Source organism: Neptuniibacter sp. QD34_54, assembly GCF_047778055.1.
Lineage (GTDB): Bacteria > Pseudomonadota > Gammaproteobacteria > Pseudomonadales > Balneatricaceae > Neptuniibacter.
On sequence record NZ_CP180546.1, the window covers coordinates 756,720 to 781,074 of the forward strand.

A 24,355-nucleotide genomic window follows, 5' to 3' on the forward strand; every position below is an offset into this window, starting at 1 on the left:
TATGAGCGAGAGCTTTGCTGAACTATTTGAAGAGAGCCTTCAAGAGTTGGAGATGGCGCCAGGCGCTATCGTAACGGGTACAGTAATTGCGATTGAGGATGACTTTGTCATCGTCAATGCAGGTCTCAAATCAGAAGGTGTTATCCCGCGGTCGCAGTTTATTGATGACTCTGGTGAGCTGACAATTGATGTTGGTTCTGAAGTCAGAGTCGCATTAGAAGCTGTCGAAGACGGCTTCGGTTCTACCCAGCTTTCTCGTGATAAAGCGAAACGAGCAGAAGCTTGGGCAGAGCTTGAGAAAGCTTACGAATCTGATGAAATTGTAACAGGGCACATCTCGGGTAAAGTCCGAGGTGGCCTAACGATTATGCTTGGAAATATCCAGGCATTCCTTCCGGGCTCTTTAGTCGATGTCCGTCCTCTTCGAGATACCAGCCACTTAGAAAACCAAGAACTCGAGTTTAAATTGGTTAAGCTCGATGCCAAGCGCAATAACATTGTTGTTTCACGTCGTGCTGTTCTTGAGGCGGCTTACAGTGTTGAGCGTGAAAAACTGCTTTCAGAACTGAAAGAAGGCCTTGTTGTTAAAGGCGTTGTAAAAAACATTACCGACTATGGCGCATTTATTGATCTTGGCGGTGTTGATGGCCTGCTACATATCACTGATATCGCTTGGAAACGTGTTAAGCATCCAAGTGAAGTATTAACGGTTGGTGAAAGCATAGATGTGCAGGTGCTGCGTTTTGATAAAGAACGCAACCGTGTTTCGCTCGGGGTTAAGCAGTTAACAGAAGATCCGTGGACACAGCTGATTGCTAATTACGAAATCGGCACCAAAGCGAAAGCGAAAGTGACGAATCTTACTGATTACGGCTGTTTCGCTGAGATCGAAAAAGGTATTGAAGGTTTGATCCATGTTTCTGAAATGGATTGGACCAATAAAAATGTTCACCCATCTAAAGTTGTTCAGGTGGGAGACGAAGTCGATGTGATGTTATTAGACATCGATAAAGAGCGTCGTCGTATCTCTTTAGGTATGAAGCAATGCAAAGCGAATCCTTGGCAAGAATTTGCGACTAAATTCCAAAAAGGTGATCGCTTAAGTGGTAAAATCCGTTCAATAACTGATTTTGGTGTTTTCATTGGTCTAGAAGGTGGTATCGATGGCCTTGTACATCTATCCGATTTGTCATGGGATGACAGCGGAGAGGATGTTGTTAAAACACTCAAAAAAGGCGATGACTTAGAAGCGGTGGTGCTTTCGGTTGATTCAGAGCGAGAGAGAATCGCTTTGGGTGTTAAGCAATTAGATGAAGATCCATTTAGTAGCTTTACTGCGAGTCATGGCAAAGGAAAAATTATAAAAGGTACAGTTTCTGACATCGCTGACAAGGCGGTAAGTGTAACCGTGGCAGAAGGTGTTGAAGCGGTACTAAGAATCTCCGATGTGTCTCGAGAGCGCATAGATAATCTAGCAGATCATTTTAGCGTTGGAGATGAAGTTGAGGCGATGATCAGCCAAATTGATCGTAGAAACAGAGTTATTTCGCTCTCCATCAAGCAGATGGAGGCAGAGCAAGAGAAACAAGCTCTGGATAAAATCAGTCAACAGTCTGAAACGACGCTATCAGGCCCAACGACTATCGGTGATTTAATTAAGGCTCAGATGAATAAAAGTGACTCTGAGTAACTAGGCAGAATGTACGGTCCACGAGCAAAGGAGTAGAGGTATGACGAAATCTGAACTGATTGAAGTACTAGTAGATCGACATGAGCAATTGTCGGTGAAGGATATCGAGCTGTCCGTGAAGACGATGCTAGATCACATGACAGAATCTTTGTCTCAAGGTGATCGTATAGAAATCAGAGGGTTTGGTAGTTTTTCACTACATTATCGAGCGCCTAGAACAGGCCGTAACCCAAAAACGGGTGAGTCTGTAGCGCTTGATGCTAAATATGTTCCGCACTTCAAACCAGGTAAAGAGTTGCGTGAACAGGTAAATGATTCAATTCAAAATTAGGTAATTGAGGTTTAATCCGGTGCGTTTAGTTAAAAAATTGATCTTCGTTGTTTTAGCGTTTTTGGCACTATTTATTGGTTTAATGTTAGTGATTAACAACACAGATCAGGTTGCGATTAATCTTGTTTTTCTGCAGCTACCAGAATTTAGTTTAGGTACTTGGCTAGTAGCGACATTTGTTGCGGGTGCTCTTATCGGTGGAGCGCTAAGTACAATGATTATCGTGATGTTAAAAACTCGTTTGGGCTCTGCGCGCCGTAAAATTGCTAGTACACAAAAAGAGCTAGATCAGTTGCGAGTATCCAGCCTGAAAGATGCCGTTTAATCTCGACAACGCTTTTCTTTTAATCCCGTTTGTTCTGGCGATCGGCATTGGCTGGTTGCTAGGCAGGCGTGATAAGCAGTCAAAACCTACGCCTCCTCAAACGAATCTAAGTCACGAATACTTTACCGGTTTAGACTATCTTTTGAACGAGAAAATGGATGAGGCGATTGAAAGCTTTATCCGTGCCTTAGAGATCAATTCAGATACCATTCCAGCCCACCTGTCTTTAGCAAAGCTCTTTCGCCGTAAAGGTGATGTTGATCGAGCGATACAGATCCATCAGAATCTATTGGCGCGTCCCAATTTGAATCGGGATGACTTTATGCGGATTCAGATGGCTCTAGCGAATGACTATTATTCTGTGGGATTGTTGGACCGAGCTGAGAATCTGCTGCAGGAAATTATTAAGTCATCTCCACCTAAGCGTATTCATAGTAAAGCACTTAATCTGTTAATTAAGCTTTACGAGAAAGAAGGGGAGTGGGAAGAAGCTTTAGTCACTGCGGATAAACTTTCTGCTGATGAAAGGCGAGATTTAAATAATGAGCTTGCTCATTACTGTTGTGAACTGGCTGATATGGCATTACAGCAAAAGCTTATCAAAGCAGCCACTGAGTATCTCAAAGATGCCGAGCAATTCGATTCGGATAATGTTCGGGTAAGTTTTTTAAAAGCTCAAATTGCAATGAAATCTGAGCAGTGGAAGCAGGCTATAAAGCATCTTAAAAAAGTATCTAAGCAAGATCGCTTGTTTGTTTCAGAAACAATTCCCCTATTGAAAGATTGCTATGAAAGAACGGGGGATAGTAAGGGGCATTTAGAATATTTACGTAACTGTTTGGCGAATTCGCCTTCGACTACAGTGCTTATTGCTCTCGCTGAACATGTAAAGGAAGAGCGTGGCATATATGCAGCTGGAAGTTTTATTACTGAAGAGTTAAAACGCCGTCCTTCAGTAAAAGGGTTTAATAGTCTGATCGATCTTCATATAGAATATGGCTCAGATAGCGCAAGGGATAGCTTAAAGGTATTGCGTGGTCTGACTGGACAGTTAGAGCTCTCAAAGCCCGTATACCGATGTAATAGTTGTGGATTTTCAGGTAGAACGCTCTCCTGGCAGTGTCCGTCATGTAAAAGCTGGGGTACGACTAAACCTATTCAGGGTTTGGAAGGCGAATAAATTTTAGAGAACTTATATGTTATTGGATAAAAAAAGAGTCATTGTTGCATTAGATTACCCTGATCAAAATCAGGCTTTGGCAATGGCTAAGCAGTTGGACCCGACTCGATGCCGTGTAAAAGTTGGTAAAGAGTTATTCACACGAAGTGGTCCGGCTATTGTAGAAACGCTTCAAAGCCTGGGTTTTGATGTTTTTCTAGATCTGAAATTTCATGATATCCCGAATACTACGGCTAAAGCCGTTCGCGCAGCTGCCGAACTAGGCGTATGGATGGTCAATGTTCATGCTTCGGGTGGCCGCCGTATGATGGAAGCTGCTCGCAACGAGCTTGAGCAAGTTAATGGTTCTGAGACGTTGTTAATCGGTGTGACTGTACTAACCAGTATGGAGCGCAGTGACCTGCGCGATTTAGGGTTAGATATTGAGCCGTTAGAGCATGTGAAACGTTTGGCTAAGTTAACTGAAGAAAGTGGTCTGCATGGTGTGGTTTGTTCTGCGCAGGAAGTAACACCGCTACGCCAAGTGATCGGCGAAGAATTCAAACTAGTAACACCGGGTATTCGACCTGCGGATGCGGATGTTGGCGATCAAAAGCGTATTATGACACCGTCTGATGCATTAAAAGCAGGCAGTGATTACCTAGTGATTGGTCGCCCAATTACTAAAGCAGATTCGCCTGTAGACGCACTAGCTAAAATCGATGCTGAATTAGCACCGTTGCTTTCGTAGCTTTAGCAAGTTATAAAGAAGGTCTGGCCTAAATGGATGAGGTCAGACCTAAAATAAAGTAAAAGGAATTTACTATGAAACTTTCTTCTTTAAGAGCGCTGATCATGGCGTTCGCTTGTGTATTCTCTTTGTCTGCTTTTGCAGCTCCTATCGATCTTAATACCGCTACAGCCGAACAGTTAGCACAAAACCTTAATGGTATTGGGGTAGCTAAGGCAGAAGCTATTGTTGAGTATCGTACTAACAATGGTCCTTTCACATCGGTAGATCAATTAACTGAAGTGAAAGGCATTGGTGCTGCCACAGTTGAGAAAAATCGCTCAAATATCTCTATTCAAGAGGTTGTGGATAAAAAGAAAGAAGTGGCGAGTAAGAAGTAGCGTTAAGCACTACTAGTAGGTTGTAAGGCTCAGAGCGATTTGGGTGTTACAACCAGGCGGCTCCACGGACTCCGCTGGAGTCGCCAAATTGCGCTTTCAAAATCGGCGTATTCATCGAATCAGAGAATACATATTGGGCTAACCTCTCTGGAAGTTTCTGATAGATATCGTTCTGGTTTGAAAGCCCGCCGCCTAACACAATAACGTCAGGATCCAATATGTTTATAACCGATGAGAGGGCTTTAGCCAGCTGCTCGATGTATAAGTTGCAATAATCTACTGCTGACTTGTCTCCAGCTTTAGCGAGTTCCCAGATTGATTCGGTATCTAAATGTGAAAAAGTCGAATCGTTATAGTGATTTGTGAACCCTGGGCCAGATAAGAACGTCTCTATACAGTCTTGTTTGCCGCAATAACAATCTCGCCCATTTCCATCGGACGCATCCAGTCTAGGTAGGGGGTTGTGTCCCCATTCCCCGCAAATAGAATTTGGACCGCTAAGCAGTTGCTTATTTATTGTAATGCCTCCGCCAACGCCGGTACCTAAGATTACTCCAAAGACAGAGTTGTAGTCTTTGCCGCTACCATCGATAGCTTCAGACAGTGTAAAACAATCAGCATCGTTGGCGATTTGAATAGGCTTTTGTAGTCGCTCGCTCAAGTCTTTATCTAATGGGTGGCCGATTAAGCAGGTAGAGTTAGCGTTTTTAATTAAACCTGTTTCTCGCGAAACGGCACCGGGAATTCCAATACCAATGGAGCGAGCTGGATGCTTTGTGTTGCTTTCAGCTCTTTCTATAAGCGAGAAAATTGCATCTAGGGTAGCTTGGTAATTCCCTTGTGGCGTAGGAACGCGATATCTAAATAGAACATCTGAAGATGGAGTCAGCGCAATAATCTCGATCTTGGTGCCGCCAAGATCTATACCGATACAGTAGTCCATTTTTCTCTCATGCTATTTGAGAATATTTAAGTGATTTTATATAACAAAAGCGAGAGTGATTGGAATAAAAATGAGACTGCCCATATTGCCTAGCAAAACAATCGAAGCGACTTGATGTGGCTCTTGATTGTAACGTTCAGCAATCATGTAATTTAAAACGGCTGGTGGTAGCGCACCAAAGACAACTAAATAGGCAAACTGTGTCGCATCCAGTTGTAAGAACTGCTGGCAGATCAGAGCGATGATAATACCGCTGACAGGGCAGAGTACCGCGCTGAGGCTACCTATTCTCCAATTAGAAAAGTCTACGCTAGTCATTCTTACGCCCAGTGCAAAGAGCATTAATGGAATGGCTATCTGACCCAGCATGTCTATAAAGGTATGGACTGCTTTAGGGATCGGTAGATCGAAGCCGCTCCAGATAAGGCCTAAAATGGTTGCTAAAATCATCGGCATGCGAAGTAGATTAAGCAAACGAGTCTTATGATCCAGTATGTAGATACCGACTGTAAAGTGGAGCAAATTTTCCACTAGAAATAAGACTACAGCGGCTTGCAGCGCGTTTTCTCCAAACGCTAAGACAATCAGCGGTATACCCAAATTACCACTGTTGCTGAACATCATTGGAGGTAGGAACGTTTTAGGATGTACCTTTAACAGTTTACAGGCAGGGTAGAGCAGAATACCTGAGCCAATCACGATAATAGCGGCGCCAATGGCGAGAGATTGGTACTTAATTAGATCAAATGATTCAGCAGATAAAACAGCAAAGATCAGCGCAGGAACAAAAACATCAATATTGATCTGATTGGCTGCATTCATGTCCGGCTGGTAGCGGCGGGCATAAAAAAATCCCACTGTGACAATCGCCACAAGTGGGAACACGGTAAGGAATATCCGTTCAATCAGTAGACCTTGTACTTCCATCAATAACTACCTTATATGTCAGTTGTGGCCTACTTTGGAGCGTTTAATCGTACTCTTTTCCTGTTTGAACAATCAGTACAGGAATCTTGGAATTACGCATCACTTGCTGGCTTGTATGGCTATGGTGACCAAATCGGTTTTCCGCGCCCATAACGATCATATCAGCATTTTCAGCTTGCGCAGCACCAAGAATAGAATCGGTTTGATTGCCTTCAGCAACCTTGTGCTCAATGTTAAGCACTACAGGCTTTTCTAAACTTTGCAGTTCGTCTTCACAGAATTTTTCAACACGTTCCTGCATGGTGTTGTGAATCTCTTTGATACCTTCGTCATGCATCTGCTTGATAAGATCTTCAGATACATAGTTTTGGATCAGTGCATGTCCCATCTCACCCATCGGCTCTACAACGTGCAGCATTACGATCTTGGCATCATTTAGAACTGCCTGGTTAACCGCTTGGCGGAATACAGGTCGAGTGTGTTTGCCCAAAGATGTTGCGTAAAGAATAGTTTTGATATCTGGAAGTGCCATGATCATTTCCTCAAAAACAGTCTTAGACTAAAGTATTGAATTTGGTCAGTTTAGCACTTCGTAAGTCGGTGCTCAGATTTACTCGACAATCTATAGACCTAGCTCAATATATAAATTTTTAGTTATATTTAATGCGGCGTACCGCAGCCACAGCGCGACTTTGGTGTTTTACCAATCCCTGGGTTAAACGTGTTTGTCGGGTCTAACGAGAAGTAGAAGTTCTGTAGCCCTTCTTCAGCTTCATATAGGTGGCCTACGTTATGCTCAGCAGGGTATTTCGCACCTTTCTGTGCAAGAAGCTCTAACATCATCTTCTTCACCGCTTTACCATCAGCGCCTTTCTTCAGAATGTAATCCTGATGGAAAACGTGACACATGAAATGACCGTAGTAGAGTGAGTGAACAATATGCTTGCTGATCTCTTCCGGTAGTTTTTCTACCCAATCCGGATCATTTCGACGAAGTGCAATGTCGAGTGCCAGAATATCTTCGACCTCATTCTGGTGGATGATCTGATAACGAATAGCGGCACCTGCAGCGGCAAAACGGTGTAGATAAGCTTTTTTGGCTTCATCTGCATCGCATTCGAAATAATCGCCAGACTGACTGTTACTGAAGAACTCTTTTAGAAACTTATCTGCTTCAGGGATACCACCGTCGCTCATTTTTAGCACGAGGTAGTGATCATACTTCTCGCGGAAATCGCGCATACGTTTTGGCAGAATATTTGGCCAGCATCGGCTCATAACCTGCATAACGCGATCTGGAATATCCTTCGGCAAGAAGCTGATCTTATTCAGTGCAGCAGAGATACGACCTTTCATAGCGAAAAGCTTTGGAAGCGGGTCGGTGCCAAAGTAGTTAATCATCATAAAAGTATCTTTGCCGTATTTTTCAGCAATGTCGTAGATATCTTTATGCATGTATTCTGCAACTTCAGGTAGATTATCGAAGTGTTGCAGAATATGGCGACGAATCTCTGTAAGTTCATTGGCATCATTGGTACCAATGTAATAAACCTGTTCTTTTTGTGCGACAGGGAAGGTATCTAAGCGCACAGCGAATACACCTACCTTGCCTGCGCAACCGCTGGATTCATATAAGCGGCTAGTATCAGCGTTGTAGCGTGCAGGTGAATCTGCATCTACATCGCGAACAATTTCAGGGTAATCGTTTGCCGATGCTTTTTGAGTGCTGGCTTTAACATCAGCGTCGGTAAAGTTTTTCTGTTCTAGATTTGTAAGGATCTCTTCGGGTGTTTCGCCTAGGTCAATACCAAGGTGATTCACCAATTCCAATTCGCCATTATCGTTAAGCTGAGCAAACAGAGAGAGCTCAGTATAAGCTGGCCCACGTTGAACCAAGGCACCGCCGGAGTTGTTTGCAATACCGCCAACAATTGAAGCGCCGATACAGGAAGAGCCAATGACAGAATGGGGTGCACGATTAATAGGCTTTAGCATCTTCTCAAGGGTGAATAGTGTCGCCCCAGGGAAGCTGATGATCTGCTTGCCTTCATCAATCAGGTAGATTTTGTTCATGCGCGTGGTGTTGATGACGATAATCTCACGATCATAGTCGTCACCACTTGGAGTGGAGCCTTCTGTCAGACCTGTGTTAGCGGCCTGCATAATCACAATCGTATCGGCTTTAATGCAGGTATCTAGAACCTTCCACTGTTCTAACAGTGTGGTTGGAAATACTACTGCAAGGGCAGAACCCTCGCCGGAGCGGAAACCTGTGCGATAGTGTTCGGTCTGGTTTTCCCCAGTAAGAATATTGTTCTCGCCAAGGATAGACCTTAACTGATCGAGAAGATCGTGGCTGGACATATGAAGTACTCTACTAGCTCTAAATGGCCTTAAGGCCTAATTATTATATATGTGTGCACTGGGCATCTTAGATACCCAGTGCTATTCAGTTATCTTAACTGTAGGCGATAGTTGGTAGCCAAAGAACGATCTGAGGCCAGAACACTAGTACCAGTAGCGCTGCTAACTGAAGAATAATGAAAGGAATTACACCTTTATAAATATCAGTGATCTTAACGTTTGGTGGGCATACCCCTTTAAGATAGAAAAGGGCAAACCCGACGGGGGGCGTTAAGAACGAGGTCTGCAAGGCCATGGCGACGAGCATGACGAACCAAACCAACTCTGGGTTATCGATACCCGGAGCCGTAATATCTAAGCCGAGAGCCGAAATTACAGGTGCCAATAGTGGCAAGATGATTAGCGTGATCTCGATCCAATCTAGGAAGAAACCTAGTAGGAAAATAACCGCTAGGATGAAGAAGATGATCCCATAAGGGCCAAATGGAAGGCCTGTTAGAAACTCTTCGATCATCTCATCGCCACCTAGTTCACGAAGAACAAGAGCGAAACATGTTGCACCAATGAAGATCGCGAAGATGTAGGCAGTTGTGTTCATTGTCCCGCCAACAACTTCATGTAGTACTTTGAAGCTGAACTTCTTGTTGTACATTGCTAGAAGCGTTGCACCAAATGCACCTACACCAGCGGCTTCGGTCGGCGTTGCAATACCCGCAAAGATAGAGCCTAGCACTACAATGATAAGAAGTAGTGTCGGAAGAACATCTTTTAGGACATTAAAGAAAATCTTTAGATCAACAGGTTTAGCATCATCCGGGATCGGCATGTGGCTTGGATTAATAAAGCCACGAGCAAGAATGTAGATAATGTAAAACGCGCCAAGCATAAGGCCTGGGAATACAGCGCCCATAAAGAGGTCACCAACTGACAGACCTAATTGATCGGCCATGATAACCAGCATGATGCTTGGTGGGATTAGGATGCCTAGCGTGCCTGCAGAAGCGATCGTACCTAGCGCAAGTGGCATGTTATAGCCTTGCTTAGTCATCGCTGGTAGTGACATAACCGCCAGTAGTACAACGGATGCACCGATGATGCCGGTGGATGCAGCTAGGATGATACCAATCGCTGTTACTGTAATCGCAAGACCGCCGTGAACACGACCAAATAGCTCCTGCATTGATTTCATCAAGCGTTCAGCAACGCCAGATTTATCAAGCATGATCCCCATAAATATGAACATGGGGAGGGCTACCAGAATCCAGTTTTCCATGATGGTCCATAGACGGTTAACTACAAGCCCAAGTGTGGTGTAGTCCAGACCTGTCATGGTATCCATGTATGTGTCTGTAAATTGCCCTAAAAAGGCAAAAATGATACCGATGCCGCCTAATACCCAAGCGACAGGTATACCTGTAAATAGAAGCGCGATGAACGACAGGAACATCGCGATTACGAGAACTTCATTCGCATCCATCAGTCATCACCTTTAATAATTAGAGTCAAATCACGAATAAAACGAGAGATAAGTGCTAATGCTAGTAAGCCAAAACTTACCGGAATAACACCTTTTATGATCCAGCGATACGGTAGGCCGGAAGCGGCTTCTGAGCCTTCGTTTACTCGATAGGATTCAGCAACGAAATCGATACTTTGCATAAAGATGATTGCAACAAATGGAAGAACCATCGTTGGGATGCTAATAACTTCGATCCAGCGCTTAGTGTTCGCCCTTAGGCGTGAATAGAACAGGTCTACGCGGATATGTGAATTTGTGGTTTGGGCATAAGAAAGACCAAACATTACGCCAATGGAATATAGGTGCCATTGCAGTTCTTCTAGGGCGATTAAGCCGCTAGCAAATCCTTTGCGCAAAATGACCTGCAGCATAATCACTAATACAAGAACTACATAGGTCCAAGCGATAGTGAGACCGATGCGTTTAATAAAATTATCTATCGCATCTGCGAGGGGCACTGGGGTCAGCTTTTCATTTTCAGTCACTGAAACTTACCTTCGCTACTTCTTATTAGATTCTTTGCCGAGTAGTGCTCACTCAAAAATCTAATTATTTATTTTTATAGATTACCTGTATGTACAGGCAAACAGGGCAGCCGAAGCTGCCCTGAAATTCTTCGGAGGGCTGGGCACCTTCCGAAGAGAGTCGTCTTACTTAGTTGCGCGTGGTAGGAATGCGTTAGCTTCCCAAAGGTCGTAACCTTTACGGAACGTGCTCATGTCATCCCATACTTTCTTGAAGAATGGATCAGCAGCAGTTTTCTCTGCAACTACTTCATCCCAAGTAGATTTGAAAGTGCTTAGCATTGTGTCGTTCCAGTAACGGATCTGAACGCCGTTGTCAGCTGCTTTCTGCATTACAGGGAACTGCATCGCTTCACCTTCAGCAATCGCGTTAGTCATAGACGCTTTACATGTTGTTTCAACAAGTGCCTTCTGACCTTTGCTCATCTTGCCCCAAGTGTCTTTGTTGATCAGTAGTTCGAATACTGTCGCCTGCTGGTGCCAGCCTGGGAAGTAGTTGTACTTAACGATCTTGTGGAAGCCTAGACGCTGGTCAATTGCAGGCTGAGAGAACTCAGATGCATCGATTGCACCTTTCTCAAGTGCACCGAAGATTTCGCCGCCTGGAAGTTGTACTGTGCCTACGCCCAGTTTTTCCATTACATCAGCACCTAGACCGAAGAAACGCATGTTAAGACCTTTTAGGTCTTCTGGTTTTTCGATTGGCTTAGAGAACCAACCAGATGTTTCTGGAGAGATAATCGCACAAGGAAGAACTTTAACGTTGTAGCCTGCTGTGTCGTACATCTCTTGGTAAAGGTTCATACCGTTACCGTAGTACAACCAAGCCATGTATTCGCCAGCTTCTGGGCCAAATGGAACTGCAGAGAAAAGTGCAGCTGCAGGCATTTTACCCTGCCAGTAACCAGCAGTAGAGTAACCAGAGTTAACTTTACCAGTAGAAACTGCGTCCAGAATCTCTTTAGGGCTAACCAACTTGCCTGGCTCATAAATTTTCATTTTCATTTTGCCGTCACTTACAAGCTTAAGCTGATCAGCAACCCAAACAATTGGAGTGCCTAGCGCTGGTAGGTGAGAACCGAAAGCAATTGGAGTTTTTAGAAGTAGTTTGTCAGAAGCTTGAGCTGGAGCTGTCGTACCTGCAATAGCAGCAGTAACCACAGCTGCAGAGATCAGAGACTTGGCGAACTTTTTCATGTCACATCCTCTAAGAGATTCATTTTTTTATATTTAGTATTGAGATGCAGGAGGAGAGGGTATTGGGATGATAAGACCTCTGCTGCGCTGCAGTAATCTCAATTGGTAATACCAATTTACCATAAGAGATACGCTACTGTATTTTTTTTGAGCAAGGTCTGTCAATGTTTTTTTGCTGTTAAATGACTATAGTCCAGATTTATAACATTGGTGAAATCTATTTCATAGTCAGCATTTATATAGGCTCTGTGAATAGGATAAATGTGGTAAATAAAATTATTCCGCTTAGGCTATTGTGTTGCTAATGTAGAATAAATTACTATTGATATTGGTCTTACCAATATAATTTGAGTGTGAAAGATGAGTTACAACCGGGTTAAGCAGCCAAAGATTTCTGACGTAATCATGGAACAGATGGAAGCCATGATTTTGGAAGGGACGTTAAAGCCAGGACAAAAATTACCACCTGAGCGCGAACTTGCAAAGCAGTTTGAAGTATCTAGGCCTTCGCTTAGAGAAGCAGTGCAAAAATTGGCGGCTAAGGGTTTGCTAATCAGTCGCCAGGGCGGTGGTACTTATGTCTCTGAAGATTTGGGTGGTTCCTTCTCTGATCCACTGCTTGAGTTATTTCGAACCCACCCTGAGGCTCAATATGATCTGCTAGAGTTTCGTCATGCTTTAGAAGGTGTTGCAGCTTATTATGCGGCCCTGCGAAGTACGCCTGCTGATAAAGAGGCGATCTTGAAGTGTTACGACGATCTTCAGCGCTATCATGATACGAAAGACATTCAGAAAGAGGTATATGCTGATGTGGACTTCCACTTGGCAATCGCTGCCTCAACTCACAACATGGTTCTTCTGCATATGATGCGAGCGTTGTTTAATCTGCTGCGCGAACATATCTGGGACAACCTTAAAAACATCTACCCGAACTCTGATTACCGCGAAAAGATCCATGATCAGCATAAAGTGCTGATGGATGCGATTTTAGAAGGTGATCCTGAAAAGGCGCGTCAGGCAGCTCATCACCATCTGGCTTATGTCGAAGAGGCGTTGTTGGAAGGTGAGCGTGAAAATACACGCTTAGAGCGTGCTCTGCGCCGAGCTAATATTTAATTCTTGTATATAAACTACACAAATAAGTGGCTGTTTTAGTTTTTTGATACGTTTTGAGTATAAATGTAGACATAAGTACTAATTTAAATGTAGTATTACTACAAAACTAATATTATAAGGTCTGTTTAGTCATTCAGCTGCTACTTTTAATGTAACAAGTTGGTTTGGTTAACAAAGATCAGATTACAAAAAATACATGCTGCGTTAACTTTTTAGAGTGGAGAGGTCAAAGTGCAAGACATTATTGATGACGTTGATCCAATTGAAACCCAAGAGTGGTTGGATGCGCTGGAATCAGTTGCAAAGAATGATGGCGACGATCGTGCCAAATACATACTGCGTAAGTTAGGTGAAAAAGCCAATGATATGGGCGTAAGCTCAGGTACGGCACTGACTACACCTTATCGCAATACTATTTCTGTTAAAGATGAATCACGTATGCCGGGCGACCTGTTTATGGAGCGCCGTATTCGTTCTTTCATTCGTTGGAACGCAATGGCAATGGTTATGCGTGCTAACGACAACGAAGATGGCCTAGGTGGCCACATTTCATCTTTCTCCTCTTCTGCAACGCTATACGATATCGGTTTTAACTACTTCTTCCGTGGTAATGAAGGCGGTCAGGAATCTGACATGGTCTTCTTCCAAGGCCATATCTCTCCAGGTATCTACTCTCGTGCATACCTAGAGGGTCGTTTAACTGAAGAGCAGATGGATAACTACCGCCGTGAAGTTGATGGTAACGGTCTTTCATCTTATCCACACCCTTGGTTGATGCCTGACTTCTGGCAGTTCCCAACCGTATCTATGGGTCTTGGTCCAATTCAGGCGATCTACCAAGCACACGTTATGCGTTATCTTTCTGCGCGTGAATTGATTAATCGTGGTGATCGTAAGGTATGGGCTTTCCTAGGTGACGGTGAGTGTGATGAGCCAGAATCTCTAGGTGCTATCTCTCTTGCGGGTCGTGAGCAGCTTGAAAACCTGATCTTCGTAGTTAACTGTAACCTACAGCGTCTTGATGGTCCTGTCCGTGGTAACGGCAAGATTGTTCAAGAGCTAGAAGGTATCTTCCGCGGCGCTGGTTGGAACGTTATCAAATGTCTATGGGGTCGTCATTGGGACGCCCTGTTCGAAAAAGACACTAAAGGTCTTCTTCAAAAACGCTTTGACGAAGTTTGTGACGGTGAGTTGCAAAACTACAAGGCTAATGGTGGTGCGTACACTCGTGAGCACTTCTTCGGTAAGTACCCAGAACTACTAGAGATGGTTTCAGATCTATCTGATGATGACATCATGAATCTGAACCGTGGTGGTCATGACCCATACAAAGTATTTGCAGCATACAACGAAGCGGTAAATCACAAAGGTCAGCCAACTGTAATCCTTGCGCAGACTGTCAAAGGTTACGGTACGGGTAAATCGGGCGAAGCGAAAAACGACACGCACTCGATGAAGAAAGTAGCGATGGACGATCTTAAAGATTTCCGTGATCGCTTTAATATTCCACTATCTGATGATCAGTTGAAGGAAGTGCCTTACTACCGTCCAGCACCTGATTCACCAGAAATGAAGTATATGTTCGAGCGTCGTGAAAGCTTGGGTGGTTTCTACCCAGTGCGTCGTACAGAGTTCGAAAAACTAGAAACGCCGCCATTGTCTGATTTTGATGGTCAGTTGAAAGACAGTGGTAAGCGCGCAGCCTCTACTCAAATGGTTCTTAACCGTGTGATGAGCACGCTGGTTAAAAACAAAAACATGGGTGAGCGTGTTGTGCCAATCGTACCTGATGAAGCACGTACGTTCGGTATGGAAGGTATGTTCCGTCAGTTGGGTATCTACACTTCTGAAGGTCAGCGCTATGTACCACACGATTCTGACCAGATCATGTTCTACAAAGAATCTAAAACAGGTCAGATTCTAGAAGAAGGTATCAACGAAGCGGGTGCGATGTCTGCATGGATGGCTGCGGCTACATCCTATGCAAACAACAACTGCACAATGGTTCCGTTTTACATTTACTACTCTATGTTCGGTTTCCAGCGTGTGATGGATTTGGCGTGGGCTGCAGGTGATATGCAGGCTCGTGGCTTCCTGATCGGTGCTACCTCTGGTCGTACAACGCTAAACGGTGAAGGTCTGCAGCACCAGGATGGTCACAGCCATCTGATGGCTCAGATGATTCCGAACTGTAAGTCCTACGATCCAACCTATGGCTACGAGCTAGCTGTGATTGTTCAGGACGGTCTACGTCGCATGTATCAGGATCAGGAGAACTGCTTCTACTACATCACGACAATGAACGAAAACTACCACCACCCAGCAATGCCACAAGGTGCTGAAGACGGCATCATCAAAGGTATGTACTTGCTGAAAGAGGGTAAGGGTTCCGATAAGAAAGTTCAGCTAATGGGCTGTGGCACGATCCTTCGTGAAGTTGAAGCTGCGGCTGAAATTCTAAGCGAAGAGTTTGGTGTTGAGTCTGATATCTGGAGCACAACATCGATCAACGAACTGCGACGTGATGCGATGTCAGTAGCTCGTGAGAACATGCTGAACCCAGAAGCTGAGCAGAAGAAAGCTTACGTAACTCAGTGCATCGAAAGCCGTGGTGAAGGCCCAGTTATCGCATCGACTGACTACATGCGCTCTTATGCTGATCAGCTACGCGAATACATTCCTCGTAACTTTAAGGTGCTAGGTACAGATGGCTACGGCCGCTCTGATACACGTACTAAGTTGCGTGAATTCTTTGAAGTTAACCGTTACTACGTTGTTCTGGCTGCGCTAAGAGCACTCCAGGAAGAAGGCAAGGTTGAAGGCGAAGTTGTCGCTAAAGCCATGCAGAAGTTCAACATCAACCCGGCTAAACCGGCACCGTGGACTGTTTAAGTCTGCGATGAGCTTCTTAACAGCTTAGAACTGGAGGAATTCAAAGTGAGTATTATCACAATTACTGTGCCAGACCTATCAGGTTCCACAGATGTTGATGTTGTTGAAGTGCTGGTAAATGACGGCGACACCATCAGCGAAGGCGATAGCCTGATTGTTCTGGAAACAGATAAAGCATCCATGGAAGTGCCAGCGACTCATAGCGGTGTGGTTGTATCCATGAAGGTCAATGTTGATGACCAAGTAAACGAAGGTGATCTTTTGCTTGAGCTTGATACAGGTGCTGCTGCATCTGAAGCTCCTGCCGCAGAAGAGGCACCTGCGCCGGTTGCTGCACCAGAAGCTGCACCGGCTCCAGCTGCTGCGCCTGCAGCCGCTTCTGCCGTTGAAAATGTACTGATCCCTGATCTGTCTGGTGCAACTGATGTAGATGTTGTTGAAGTACTAGTAAAAGACGGTGACACAGTATCTGAAGGCGATAGCCTGATCGTACTGGAAACAGATAAAGCATCTATGGAAGTGCCAGCACCTAAAGATGGTGTTGTGGTTTCTATGAAGATCAACGTTGATGATCAAGTTAACGAAGGTGATCTTCTGATGGAGCTGCAAGTAGGTGGTTCTGCTGCTTCTCCTGTAGGAGGCCAGCCTCTGGCCGAAGAATCTGCTCCAGCTCCAACTCAGGAAGCTGCGCCTGCGCCAGCACCTGTTGCAGGTGGTAAAGAGAACGTGCTTATCCCTGATCTATCGGGTGCGAGCGATGTAGATGTTGTTGAAGTATTGGTAAAAGACGGCGACAGCGTTGAAGAAGGCGATAGCCTAATCGTACTAGAAACCGATAAAGCATCTATGGAAGTGCCAGCACCTAAAGCAGGTACGGTTGTTTCCATGAAGATCAACGAAGGCGATACGGTAAACGAAGGTGATCTGCTGCTAGAACTTGAGGTTTCAGGCGGCGCCGCACCTGCTCCAGCGGTAAACGCTCCTGTGGGAGGTGCTTCCAGCGCCGAAAAATCCACTGCTCCAGCTCCTGCTAAGCCAGCGCCTGCTGCGGGTAAGGTTGATCTTGCAGCGTTAGAGAAGAAAAACAAAACAGTTCATGCTGGCCCTGCTGTTCGTGCCGTTGCCCGTGAATTCGGTGTTGATCTGTCTCTTGTAGCTGGTACAGGCCGTCGTGGTCGTATCGTAAAAGAAGATGTTCAGGCATATGTTAAAGGTGCTCTGAAACAGCTGACTGAGGCGCCAAAAGGTGGTGCAGTAACAGGTGGTTCAGGTATCCCGGCTATCCCTGAGGTGGATTTCAGCAAGTTTGGTGAAGTGGAAGTCGAGAAACTTAGCAAAATCGCTAAAGTTACACGCGACAACATGAGCCGCTGCTGGTTGAACATTCCGCATGTGACTCAGTTCGATAAGGCTGATATCACTGATCTGGAAGCGTTCCGTAAAGAGATGAAAGACGAAGCTGCGAAGTCTGGCGTTAAGCTAACACCGCTGCCGTTTATGCTAAAAGCCATTGCTATCGCATTGAAAGAGCATCCGAAGTTCAATGCTTCTCTGCACGCTGATGGCGAGCACATTGTTTACAAAAAGTATGTAAACATCGGCATGGCTGTAGATACGCCTAACGGTCTGATGGTTCCTGTAATTAAGGATGCAGACAAGAAGAGTATCTACGAGCTTTCTAAGGAAGCGATCGAGTTAGCTGGTAAAGCTAAAGACCGTAAGCTTAAACCTGATGAAATGCAGGGTGCATGCTTCACAATCTCTAGCCTAGGTGGCATTGGTGGTACTGGCTTTACGCCAATCGTTAATGCGCCAGAAGTGGCGATTTTGGGTGTGTCTAAAGCTGATATTGAACCGCGCTGGAATGGCAAAGAGTTCGAACCACGTAAGATGTTGCCTCTGTGTCTATCTTACGATCACCGCGCTATCAACGGTGGTGATGCAGGTAAGTTCCTAACCTACCTAAATGGCTTACTAAGCGACATCCGCCGCCTAGTACTCTAATAAGCAAGTTTTCCACTCTCTTGGCTCGCGCCTCTTCGGAGGCGACTTTTTAGAGTGAAAAAAACAAACGGCGACTCTGTGCAGGAGGTCGCCGTTTTTTATGTCCCCACTTATCCTATTTATCCAGATTTCAGCGTTTAAACGCCTCACTTATTGAGCCCGATCTATATACCCTTAATGTCATTTCTATTCTGCGTAATAGAAATAACTTTTTAATTTTTCGTAGGTATAATGCAAAACAATCGATAATTTGTATAAATCGTCATGGCTAAGGTTCTAAAGATTTAGGCTGTGTTCGAAGGGAATTTGAATGAAAGTTACTGTTTTTGGTATTGGATATGTAGGTTTGGTTCAGGCTGCAGTTCTGGCCGATGTAGGGCACGAAGTAGTCTGTGTCGATGTCGATCAGAAGAAGGTAGATGATTTAAAAAAAGGCATTATCCCTATTTATGAGCCCGGTCTAACGCCGATTGTTCAAAGTAACTTTGAAGCTGGACGTCTGCATTTCACTACGGATGCAGTCGAAGGTGTGGCTCATGCAGAAATTCAATTTATTGCTGTGGGAACGCCACCAGATGAAGATGGATCAGCGGATCTAAAATATGTACTAGCAGTTGCAGAAACAATTGCTACCCACATGGAATCGCCAAAGATTATTGTGGATAAGTCTACAGTGCCTGTAGGTACTGCAGACAAAGTCTCTGCCAAAGTTGCATCGGTACTGGCATCGCGAAGTAAAGAATTAGAATATCATGTTGCTTCGAACCCTGAATTTCTAAAAGAGGGTGCGGCAGTAAATGACTGTATGCGGCCTGACAGGATCGTCATAGGTACAGAGAGCGATCATGTAGAGACAGAGATGCGCGAGCTTTATTCCGCATTTAACCGTAACCATGATCGTATGATCTTTATGGATGTGCGTAGTGCAGAGCTAACCAAGTACGCTGCCAATTGCATGCTAGCTACTAAAATCAGTTTTATGAATGAGATTTCCAATCTAGCTGAGCGTCTGGGGGCTGATATTGAAAATGTTCGCCGGGGTATTGGTTCAGATGAGCGTATCGGTTACCACTTTATTTATGCAGGCTGTGGATATGGTGGTTCATGTTTCCCAAAAGACGTGCAAGCGCTCGTTAGAACAGCAGACAGTATTGAATATGATGCGCAGCTTCTAAAATCTGTTGAGGCAGTGAACTATCGTCAGAAATCGCTTTTGTTTAAGCATGTGAGTAACTATTTTGATGGAGATTTACAGGGTAAAACTATTGCGGTTTGGGGGCTTTCATTTAAGCCAAAAACTGATGATATGCGCGAAGCTACCAGTAGAGTTTTGATGGAGGCGTTGTGGGATCAAGGTGCTAAAGTTAGAGCCTACGATCCAGAAGCAATGGAGGAAGCACAGCGAATCTATGGTCATCGTGCAGATCTTGAGTTAGTCGGAACTAAAGAGAGTGCTTTGCAAGGGGCTGATCTATTGGTTATCTGTACAGAATGGCGTGCATTCTGGTCGCCAGATTTTGACCTAATAAAAGACTCGTTGAACAACCCTGTCATCATTGATGGTCGTAATATGTACGAGCCTGAACTGGTTGAGCGTCATGGATTAGAATATTACGGTATTGGCCGTGGCCGCAGTGTCCAAAAGTAATAAGCGCTGATGGGTAATATTTTACTACCTGTCTAGATTTCTTGGTTAAAGGGGGGATGTCTTATCCCCCTAGTATGTTAGTTGCGCCAAGCTCGCTGTACTACAAAAATGTTCCTTTAAACCATCCCCAAATACCTAGTGAAAAACCTGGGAATAGATCGATACCAGCGGCTGACTTGACCAAATAGATCACTAATAGCCCCAGCAATGTAGAAAATAGCAGGAACAGCAGAGTAAAGAAGGTTTTCATTATTAATGAAATCTGACGCTCTCTACGGCTTAGGCTACGTTGGTTTCGGCCCATTAAGAACACAAAATAGTAACGCCAAGTCCAAATATTTATGGTGCCTCGAATATCCACAGGGTGCTTTCCCCATTTGCGCGCACCAAAAGCAACTTTTAAAGCATCGATCTGCTTTTGTGAAAAGCTCTCCTGAAGATCTTCAGGTAAGCGCTTCATCAGGCCATCTTCAAACCAATCTGAGGATTGAGTCCTTTCTTTTAGGGTATCCATCTTATTTACCAAAATTTAAAAATTGCAATCAAAGTGATTTTGTTTGTAGGGCGGTGTTTGCAATGCTTCTAGATGCCTGCCTTAAGTTTCCTTGTGGGAGAGGCTTTTTATATGCCCTTGGGTGCTAGCCTCGATAATCTCGCCATAAGTTCCCAAAAAGCATAGAAAATGCGACTCCTACGGAGGGCATGTTTCGAACTTACCTTGTAGGAGAGGCATCCTGCCTCGATAAAGCTTCGCTACAAGTTCCCAAGGGGCATAGCAAATGCGCCTCTTACAGAGCTCTTACCTAGATCACCCTGTAGGAGAGGCTTTTTATATGCCCTTGGGTGTCAGCCTCGAAAGAACCTAGTCGCTTTTTCTCTTCCTTCCGGACTTCTGATACACAGCAATCCAGGCTAAAGCTAATACCACCATAAAGGTCAGGGCATTGGCAGGCATCTGCAGATTAAAATCTACAGTTGCATGAATCATCATGGCTAATATCGACATTGAAGAACCAAAGGCTATACCGCGCAGTACTTTATTTTTGCGTTTGTATTGCGCATACAATCCAGCTCCAAGGCTAGCTAGCATTAATAGCGCTAACGGTAGGGTGCCAATTACCCCAAATTCAGAGAGAAACTCTAAATAGTCGTTGTGGGTATTAACATAAAAGCCTCTGCCTATTGATTCTGTCCTATGTTCAGGAAATGCCGTATAAAAAGTGCCAGCGCCAGTACCTGTTAATGGCTGGAGTTTTGCTATTTCAATAGTGGTTAAGGCCACTTCGTCACGGGACTCTTTTTCGATGCTGGTGGTTTGCAACCGCTCAGCAACTTTATCTATTCCAAAGAAAGTGCCAACGACAAAGACATCTAAAATCAGCAAACTGGTTAATAGAATAATCATGCCGCGTGTAGCTTTACGGCTGAGCAATAAACCAATAACGCCCATTACCATTAGGCTGGCAAAAAATGAGGTGTTACCCATACGGGAGTGAGTCATCACTAATCCAGCAACAATTATTAATAAAGAGATACGGAGAATAATCTTTTTTGAAAGAAGGGTGGTTAACCAGCGCCGACCGCGTTCTCGCCAATTGTGTGATCCCTCATCATTCAGCGTAGAGATCATTAAGCCAATACCAATAGAAACGCACATAACCAAATAACCTGCTTGGCTATTGCGGTTGATGAAAGTGCCTGTAGAGACGCCTTCATAGCTGTCTTTAGGGACTAAAAAGGTGAACTCGTACCCACTTAAAGTCATTAAACTTCCATATACCGCTTGGAAGAGGCCGCTGCCAACAAGTGTGTAGCCTAGATAAAGTAAGCGTTTGCGAGAATCTAACAGTTGAAGTGAAAGAATAAAAAAACAAACAAGGGCCCAGCTAAATAAACTGTCATGGAGGCTGTCAGTAGGGGATATTGAAAACTGATTAAAGCCTAAAGCTTGTATGGAAACCCAGCTAGCCGCAAAGGTTAGAAGGGCGATAGCAGGCCAAGACTTTTGGAGTGAGCGAGAGAGTTGAGTGCGCTCTCTAAGGAGCTGAACAAGAAAAACGCCAAATAAAGAAAGTACAAATACTATCAACAAAGACATGGACCAAAGGCGGTTACTTGCCAGTGGGAGCGGTGCCCAGATAAGGATAAGTAGATAGCTATAGAAGAGGCGATTATCAGGTCTTGTGTCCATACAAATACATCTAGATTTTGCGATAACTTGAATGAGCGATCATATCATTCTTGTTGCATCTGCTCATTGCAGCTTTGGCAGTAATTTGGGCTATAAAAGTTGCGCTGGAGCTGAAAATTTAAGATTTTATTTGCAATAAAAAAGCGTCCAAGTGGACGCTTCTTTAAAGATATTAGGTTGGACTTGGGTTACCACCGCCACCACCGCCGCCATTACTTCCAAATGGAGGAGGAGAAACAGGGTTACCTGTTTGGCCCGGCGCAATGCCTAATCCACGACCTTGACCTTGAGGTCCACCTGCGGCCGTAGCTTCACCAACTTCAGAAGGGTCAGCACCAGCTAGGATTGCAACTTGTTCCATTGCAACTCTATCAGCACCAGCAGCTGTAGCTGCGTTTACTACAGCACCAGCGTTCATGCCAGCATCAATAGCAGCAGTTACGATAGCATCGATTAATGCAGCATCTGCAGAAGCAATCTGTTGCATGATTTGATCAACGGTAAGACCTTCAGCTTGAGCGTTAGCAACGATCTGAGCTGGAGAAAGGCCTGCCTCTACATCTGATGCGATATCGGCATAAGAAGCCGAGAATGGCAGCATAATACCAACTGCCATCGAGATAATTGTGCGACGCATCTAACACTCCTTGTCGAATGAGTGGTTGAATTTTAGGCAATAGTAACAGCTAAAGGGCGAGCTTTCCAACTATACAAAGTTATAAAAAGCATAATTAATGGATGGGAATATATAAATGGACTTATGAGTTAAGCTGTGAGAATCGGCTAGATTAGCGATTAATACCTTGGTAGCGATGTTGTGCGGCTGCAATAAATGTGGATTGCTGAATGCATTCTGAACAATTAGAATGCACGCATGTGCCTATGGAGTACGGATAGGTTGGCACTGTAAAGGACATTACAATGGATATTAGCACCCCTAATACGGGCGCTACGGCGAACTATCGTCGTAGTAAACGCCTGCTTAAAAATCACGAGTCTCTTGTTGCGCTCTTTCAGGTATCAGCTGACATCATTGTTGCTGTCGCTCTGCTGTACCTATTCACTTCCTTTAAGATGGACGAGTTTCCTGCAGCATATAGAGTGCTTGCGGTTCTAAGCTCTTTTTGTATTTGGTTTATCTATAGTTCACGCGGTGTATACCGCCAATCATCAGACTACTTGCGCGGTTGCTTAAGGCTGACGGGCGCCTGGGCAATGATGCTCCTACTTCTTTCCTTAATTGGTTTTATAACCAAAACATCAGAGATATTTTCTCGAGAGGTACTGCTGGTTTGGGCTGTATCAATTCTGATAGCTCAAAATGCCTCTTATTGTTTGGTGAGTTATTGTTCAAAAAAATACAAAGAAAATTATGAACGTAACCTACCGACTTTGGTAATTGGTACTGGTTCAGTCGCACAGCATCTAGTTGAAAGCCTAAACAAAAATCGCTGGCTGCCAGATAAGGTAGTAGGTTGTTTAAAAAGCCTAGATAAAGACGAAACAGAAAGCGTTTCAGGGGTGAAAGTTTTAGGTGGGTTAGAGAATATTCGATCTCTAATCAAAGAGTATGACATTCGCAGAATCTATATAGCCCTACCTATGAAAGCATCAGAACAGATTGATGGCCTAAATATTGATCTGTTAGACATGAATGTTGATGTTATCTGGGCGCCCGATATTTTTGCTCTGAATCTAATTAATCACTCAGTTCGAGAAGTCGCAGGTATCCCTCTTATTTCAATTAACGAAAGCCCGCTTACATCATCTCGTATATCAATGGTAATGAAAGAGATTATGGATCGCTCATTAGCGGCTATAGGCTTGGTACTATTGTCACCAATAATGTTCTGGGTGGCTTATAAAGTTAAAAAATCATCACCGGGGCCTGTGTTCTTTAAGCAAGATCGTCATGGCTGGGACGGTAAGGTCATTAAGGTGTGGAAATTCCGTAGCATGAAGCTTCATGCTGAAGAAAATGGCGAAGTGAAACAGGCCACTAAAGAAGATCCGCGTGTAACTGAGATTGGAAAGCTTATTCGCCGTACCTCTCTAGACGAACTACCGCAGCTGATTAATGTACTTCAAGGAACTATGTCATTAGTCGGGCCAAGGCCTCACGCGGTAGCTCATAACGATTATTACTCAGACAAAATTAACGCTTACCTAGCTCGCCATCGCATAAAACCGGGTATTACAGGCCTAGCTCAGATAAGCGGTTATCGTGGTGAAACAGAAACCATCGATAAGATGGAAAAGCGTGTTGAGTATGATTTGGCGTATATCAATAACTGGTCGTTAGGGTTAGATGTAAAGATATTATTTAAGACTCCATTAAGCCTATTGTCTAAAGATATATATTGATCTGTTGGGCTGGCTGTTGGGATTATTGCT

Annotated in this window: 21 protein-coding genes; 11 read left to right on the forward strand and 10 right to left on the reverse strand. The window is 44.3% G+C overall.

The annotated features are described in order from the left end of the window. The first annotated feature begins 1 nt into the window (after position 1). The 6 genes from rpsA (at position 2) to ACMXYP_RS03260 (ending at position 4,636) form a co-directional block, all read left to right on the forward strand. A complete protein-coding gene (rpsA, locus tag ACMXYP_RS03235; RefSeq protein ID WP_415883572.1) occupies positions 2 to 1,690 on the forward strand; it encodes a 30S ribosomal protein S1 in 1,689 nt (562 codons plus the stop codon). Between the two features lie 40 nt (positions 1,691 to 1,730). Beyond that, on the forward strand, positions 1,731 to 2,021 hold the full coding sequence (gene ihfB / locus ACMXYP_RS03240) for an integration host factor subunit beta (protein ID WP_415883573.1): 291 nt from the start codon (positions 1,731 to 1,733) through the stop codon (positions 2,019 to 2,021). A 19-nt stretch (positions 2,022 to 2,040) separates the two neighbouring features. After that, a complete protein-coding gene (locus ACMXYP_RS03245) occupies positions 2,041 to 2,346 on the forward strand; it encodes a lipopolysaccharide assembly protein LapA domain-containing protein (protein ID WP_415883574.1) in 306 nt (101 codons plus the stop codon). Beyond that, positions 2,336 to 3,526, forward strand: coding sequence for a lipopolysaccharide assembly protein LapB (gene lapB, locus ACMXYP_RS03250; protein ID WP_415883575.1), 1,191 nt, complete (start codon positions 2,336 to 2,338; stop codon positions 3,524 to 3,526). The genes ACMXYP_RS03245 and lapB overlap by 11 nt, the downstream gene beginning before the upstream one ends. A gap of 16 nt (positions 3,527 to 3,542) precedes the next feature. Further along, positions 3,543 to 4,256 carry an orotidine-5'-phosphate decarboxylase gene (gene pyrF / locus ACMXYP_RS03255; protein WP_415883576.1) on the forward strand — a complete coding sequence of 238 codons (714 nt, stop codon included), beginning with the start codon at positions 3,543 to 3,545 and terminating at the stop codon, positions 4,254 to 4,256. Between the two features lie 74 nt (positions 4,257 to 4,330). Then, positions 4,331 to 4,636: a ComEA family DNA-binding protein gene (locus tag ACMXYP_RS03260; protein ID WP_415883577.1), complete on the forward strand. Its 306-nt coding sequence runs from the start codon at positions 4,331 to 4,333 to the stop codon at positions 4,634 to 4,636. A gap of 46 nt (positions 4,637 to 4,682) precedes the next feature. Here ACMXYP_RS03260 and ACMXYP_RS03265 read toward each other — a convergent pair whose 3' ends face one another. From ACMXYP_RS03265 to ACMXYP_RS03295, 7 genes are all read right to left on the reverse strand, one after another. Beyond that, positions 4,683 to 5,579, reverse strand: a complete 897-nt coding sequence (locus ACMXYP_RS03265) for an ROK family protein (protein WP_415883578.1) — start codon at positions 5,577 to 5,579, stop codon at positions 4,683 to 4,685. 36 nt (positions 5,580 to 5,615) lie between these two features. Then, positions 5,616 to 6,506: an AEC family transporter gene (locus tag ACMXYP_RS03270; protein WP_415883579.1), complete on the reverse strand. Its 891-nt coding sequence runs from the start codon at positions 6,504 to 6,506 to the stop codon at positions 5,616 to 5,618. Positions 6,507 to 6,549: 43 nt separating this feature from the next. Next, positions 6,550 to 7,038 carry a universal stress protein gene (locus ACMXYP_RS03275; protein WP_415883580.1) on the reverse strand — a complete coding sequence of 163 codons (489 nt, stop codon included), beginning with the start codon at positions 7,036 to 7,038 and terminating at the stop codon, positions 6,550 to 6,552. Positions 7,039 to 7,166: 128 nt separating this feature from the next. Further along, a complete protein-coding gene (gene dld / locus ACMXYP_RS03280; protein ID WP_415883581.1) occupies positions 7,167 to 8,870 on the reverse strand; it encodes a D-lactate dehydrogenase in 1,704 nt (567 codons plus the stop codon). Positions 8,871 to 8,964: 94 nt separating this feature from the next. Further along, positions 8,965 to 10,347, reverse strand: a complete 1,383-nt coding sequence (locus ACMXYP_RS03285) for a TRAP transporter large permease (protein WP_415883582.1) — start codon at positions 10,345 to 10,347, stop codon at positions 8,965 to 8,967. After that, complete coding sequence (locus tag ACMXYP_RS03290) at positions 10,347 to 10,874, reverse strand: TRAP transporter small permease subunit (protein ID WP_415883583.1); 528 nt, start codon at positions 10,872 to 10,874, stop codon at positions 10,347 to 10,349. Before ACMXYP_RS03290 ends, ACMXYP_RS03285 begins: the two co-directional genes overlap by 1 nt. Before the next feature lie 165 nt (positions 10,875 to 11,039). Next, positions 11,040 to 12,110: a TRAP transporter substrate-binding protein gene (locus ACMXYP_RS03295; RefSeq protein WP_415883584.1), complete on the reverse strand. Its 1,071-nt coding sequence runs from the start codon at positions 12,108 to 12,110 to the stop codon at positions 11,040 to 11,042. Between the two features lie 360 nt (positions 12,111 to 12,470). Between ACMXYP_RS03295 and pdhR the strand changes: the two genes are divergently transcribed. From pdhR to ACMXYP_RS03315, 4 genes are all read left to right on the forward strand, one after another. After that, complete coding sequence (pdhR, locus tag ACMXYP_RS03300; protein ID WP_415883585.1) at positions 12,471 to 13,226, forward strand: pyruvate dehydrogenase complex transcriptional repressor PdhR; 756 nt, start codon at positions 12,471 to 12,473, stop codon at positions 13,224 to 13,226. 231 nt (positions 13,227 to 13,457) lie between these two features. Further along, positions 13,458 to 16,118: a pyruvate dehydrogenase (acetyl-transferring), homodimeric type gene (aceE, locus tag ACMXYP_RS03305; protein ID WP_415883586.1), complete on the forward strand. Its 2,661-nt coding sequence runs from the start codon at positions 13,458 to 13,460 to the stop codon at positions 16,116 to 16,118. A 45-nt stretch (positions 16,119 to 16,163) separates the two neighbouring features. Further along, on the forward strand, positions 16,164 to 18,122 hold the full coding sequence (gene aceF, locus ACMXYP_RS03310) for a dihydrolipoyllysine-residue acetyltransferase (RefSeq protein WP_415883587.1): 1,959 nt from the start codon (positions 16,164 to 16,166) through the stop codon (positions 18,120 to 18,122). A gap of 310 nt (positions 18,123 to 18,432) precedes the next feature. Next, the gene (locus ACMXYP_RS03315; protein ID WP_415883588.1) at positions 18,433 to 19,770 is read left to right on the forward strand and encodes a UDP-glucose dehydrogenase family protein; all 1,338 of its coding nucleotides are present in this window, start codon (positions 18,433 to 18,435) and stop codon (positions 19,768 to 19,770) included. Between the two features lie 100 nt (positions 19,771 to 19,870). Here the strand turns inward: ACMXYP_RS03315 and ACMXYP_RS03320 are convergent, their stop codons facing one another. The 3 genes from ACMXYP_RS03320 to ACMXYP_RS03330 form a co-directional block, all read right to left on the reverse strand. Then, positions 19,871 to 20,284 (reverse strand): 3-phosphoshikimate 1-carboxyvinyltransferase, encoded by a 414-nt coding sequence (locus tag ACMXYP_RS03320; RefSeq protein WP_415883589.1) that lies wholly within the window; start codon positions 20,282 to 20,284, stop codon positions 19,871 to 19,873. A gap of 348 nt (positions 20,285 to 20,632) precedes the next feature. After that, positions 20,633 to 21,535 carry an O-antigen ligase family protein gene (locus tag ACMXYP_RS03325; RefSeq protein WP_415883590.1) on the reverse strand — a complete coding sequence of 301 codons (903 nt, stop codon included), beginning with the start codon at positions 21,533 to 21,535 and terminating at the stop codon, positions 20,633 to 20,635. 598 nt (positions 21,536 to 22,133) lie between these two features. Continuing rightward, a complete protein-coding gene (locus ACMXYP_RS03330) occupies positions 22,134 to 22,598 on the reverse strand; it encodes a hypothetical protein (RefSeq protein WP_415883591.1) in 465 nt (154 codons plus the stop codon). Positions 22,599 to 22,882: 284 nt separating this feature from the next. Here ACMXYP_RS03330 and ACMXYP_RS03335 point away from each other — a divergent pair, with 284 nt between their 5' ends. Next, positions 22,883 to 24,325 carry an undecaprenyl-phosphate glucose phosphotransferase gene (locus ACMXYP_RS03335; protein WP_415883592.1) on the forward strand — a complete coding sequence of 481 codons (1,443 nt, stop codon included), beginning with the start codon at positions 22,883 to 22,885 and terminating at the stop codon, positions 24,323 to 24,325. The last annotated feature ends 30 nt before the right edge of the window (positions 24,326 to 24,355 follow it).

Bases quoted from the DNA above. Each gene is read 5' to 3' on its own strand.
- ihfB (WP_415883573.1), top strand. From the start codon at position 1,731: ATGACGAAATCTGAACTGATTGAAGTACTAGTAGATCGACATGAGCAA.
- ACMXYP_RS03275 (WP_415883580.1), bottom strand. From the start codon at position 7,038: ATGGCACTTCCAGATATCAAAACTATTCTTTACGCAACATCTTTGGGC.
- ACMXYP_RS03330 (WP_415883591.1), bottom strand. From the start codon at position 22,598: ATGCGTCGCACAATTATCTCGATGGCAGTTGGTATTATGCTGCCATTC.
- ACMXYP_RS03260 (WP_415883577.1), top strand. From the start codon at position 4,331: ATGAAACTTTCTTCTTTAAGAGCGCTGATCATGGCGTTCGCTTGTGTA.
- ACMXYP_RS03335 (WP_415883592.1), top strand. From the start codon at position 22,883: ATGGATATTAGCACCCCTAATACGGGCGCTACGGCGAACTATCGTCGT.
- dld (WP_415883581.1), bottom strand. From the start codon at position 8,870: ATGTCCAGCCACGATCTTCTCGATCAGTTAAGGTCTATCCTTGGCGAG.
- pyrF (WP_415883576.1), top strand. From the start codon at position 3,543: ATGTTATTGGATAAAAAAAGAGTCATTGTTGCATTAGATTACCCTGAT.
- ACMXYP_RS03325 (WP_415883590.1), bottom strand. From the start codon at position 21,535: ATGACTTTAAGTGGGTACGAGTTCACCTTTTTAGTCCCTAAAGACAGC.
- lapB (WP_415883575.1), top strand. From the start codon at position 2,336: ATGCCGTTTAATCTCGACAACGCTTTTCTTTTAATCCCGTTTGTTCTG.
- ACMXYP_RS03270 (WP_415883579.1), bottom strand. From the start codon at position 6,506: ATGGAAGTACAAGGTCTACTGATTGAACGGATATTCCTTACCGTGTTC.
- ACMXYP_RS03295 (WP_415883584.1), bottom strand. From the start codon at position 12,110: ATGAAAAAGTTCGCCAAGTCTCTGATCTCTGCAGCTGTGGTTACTGCT.
- ACMXYP_RS03320 (WP_415883589.1), bottom strand. From the start codon at position 20,284: ATGGATACCCTAAAAGAAAGGACTCAATCCTCAGATTGGTTTGAAGAT.
- ACMXYP_RS03315 (WP_415883588.1), top strand. From the start codon at position 18,433: ATGAAAGTTACTGTTTTTGGTATTGGATATGTAGGTTTGGTTCAGGCT.
- ACMXYP_RS03265 (WP_415883578.1), bottom strand. From the start codon at position 5,579: ATGGACTACTGTATCGGTATAGATCTTGGCGGCACCAAGATCGAGATT.
- rpsA (WP_415883572.1), top strand. From the start codon at position 2: ATGAGCGAGAGCTTTGCTGAACTATTTGAAGAGAGCCTTCAAGAGTTG.
- ACMXYP_RS03285 (WP_415883582.1), bottom strand. From the start codon at position 10,347: ATGGATGCGAATGAAGTTCTCGTAATCGCGATGTTCCTGTCGTTCATC.
- pdhR (WP_415883585.1), top strand. From the start codon at position 12,471: ATGAGTTACAACCGGGTTAAGCAGCCAAAGATTTCTGACGTAATCATG.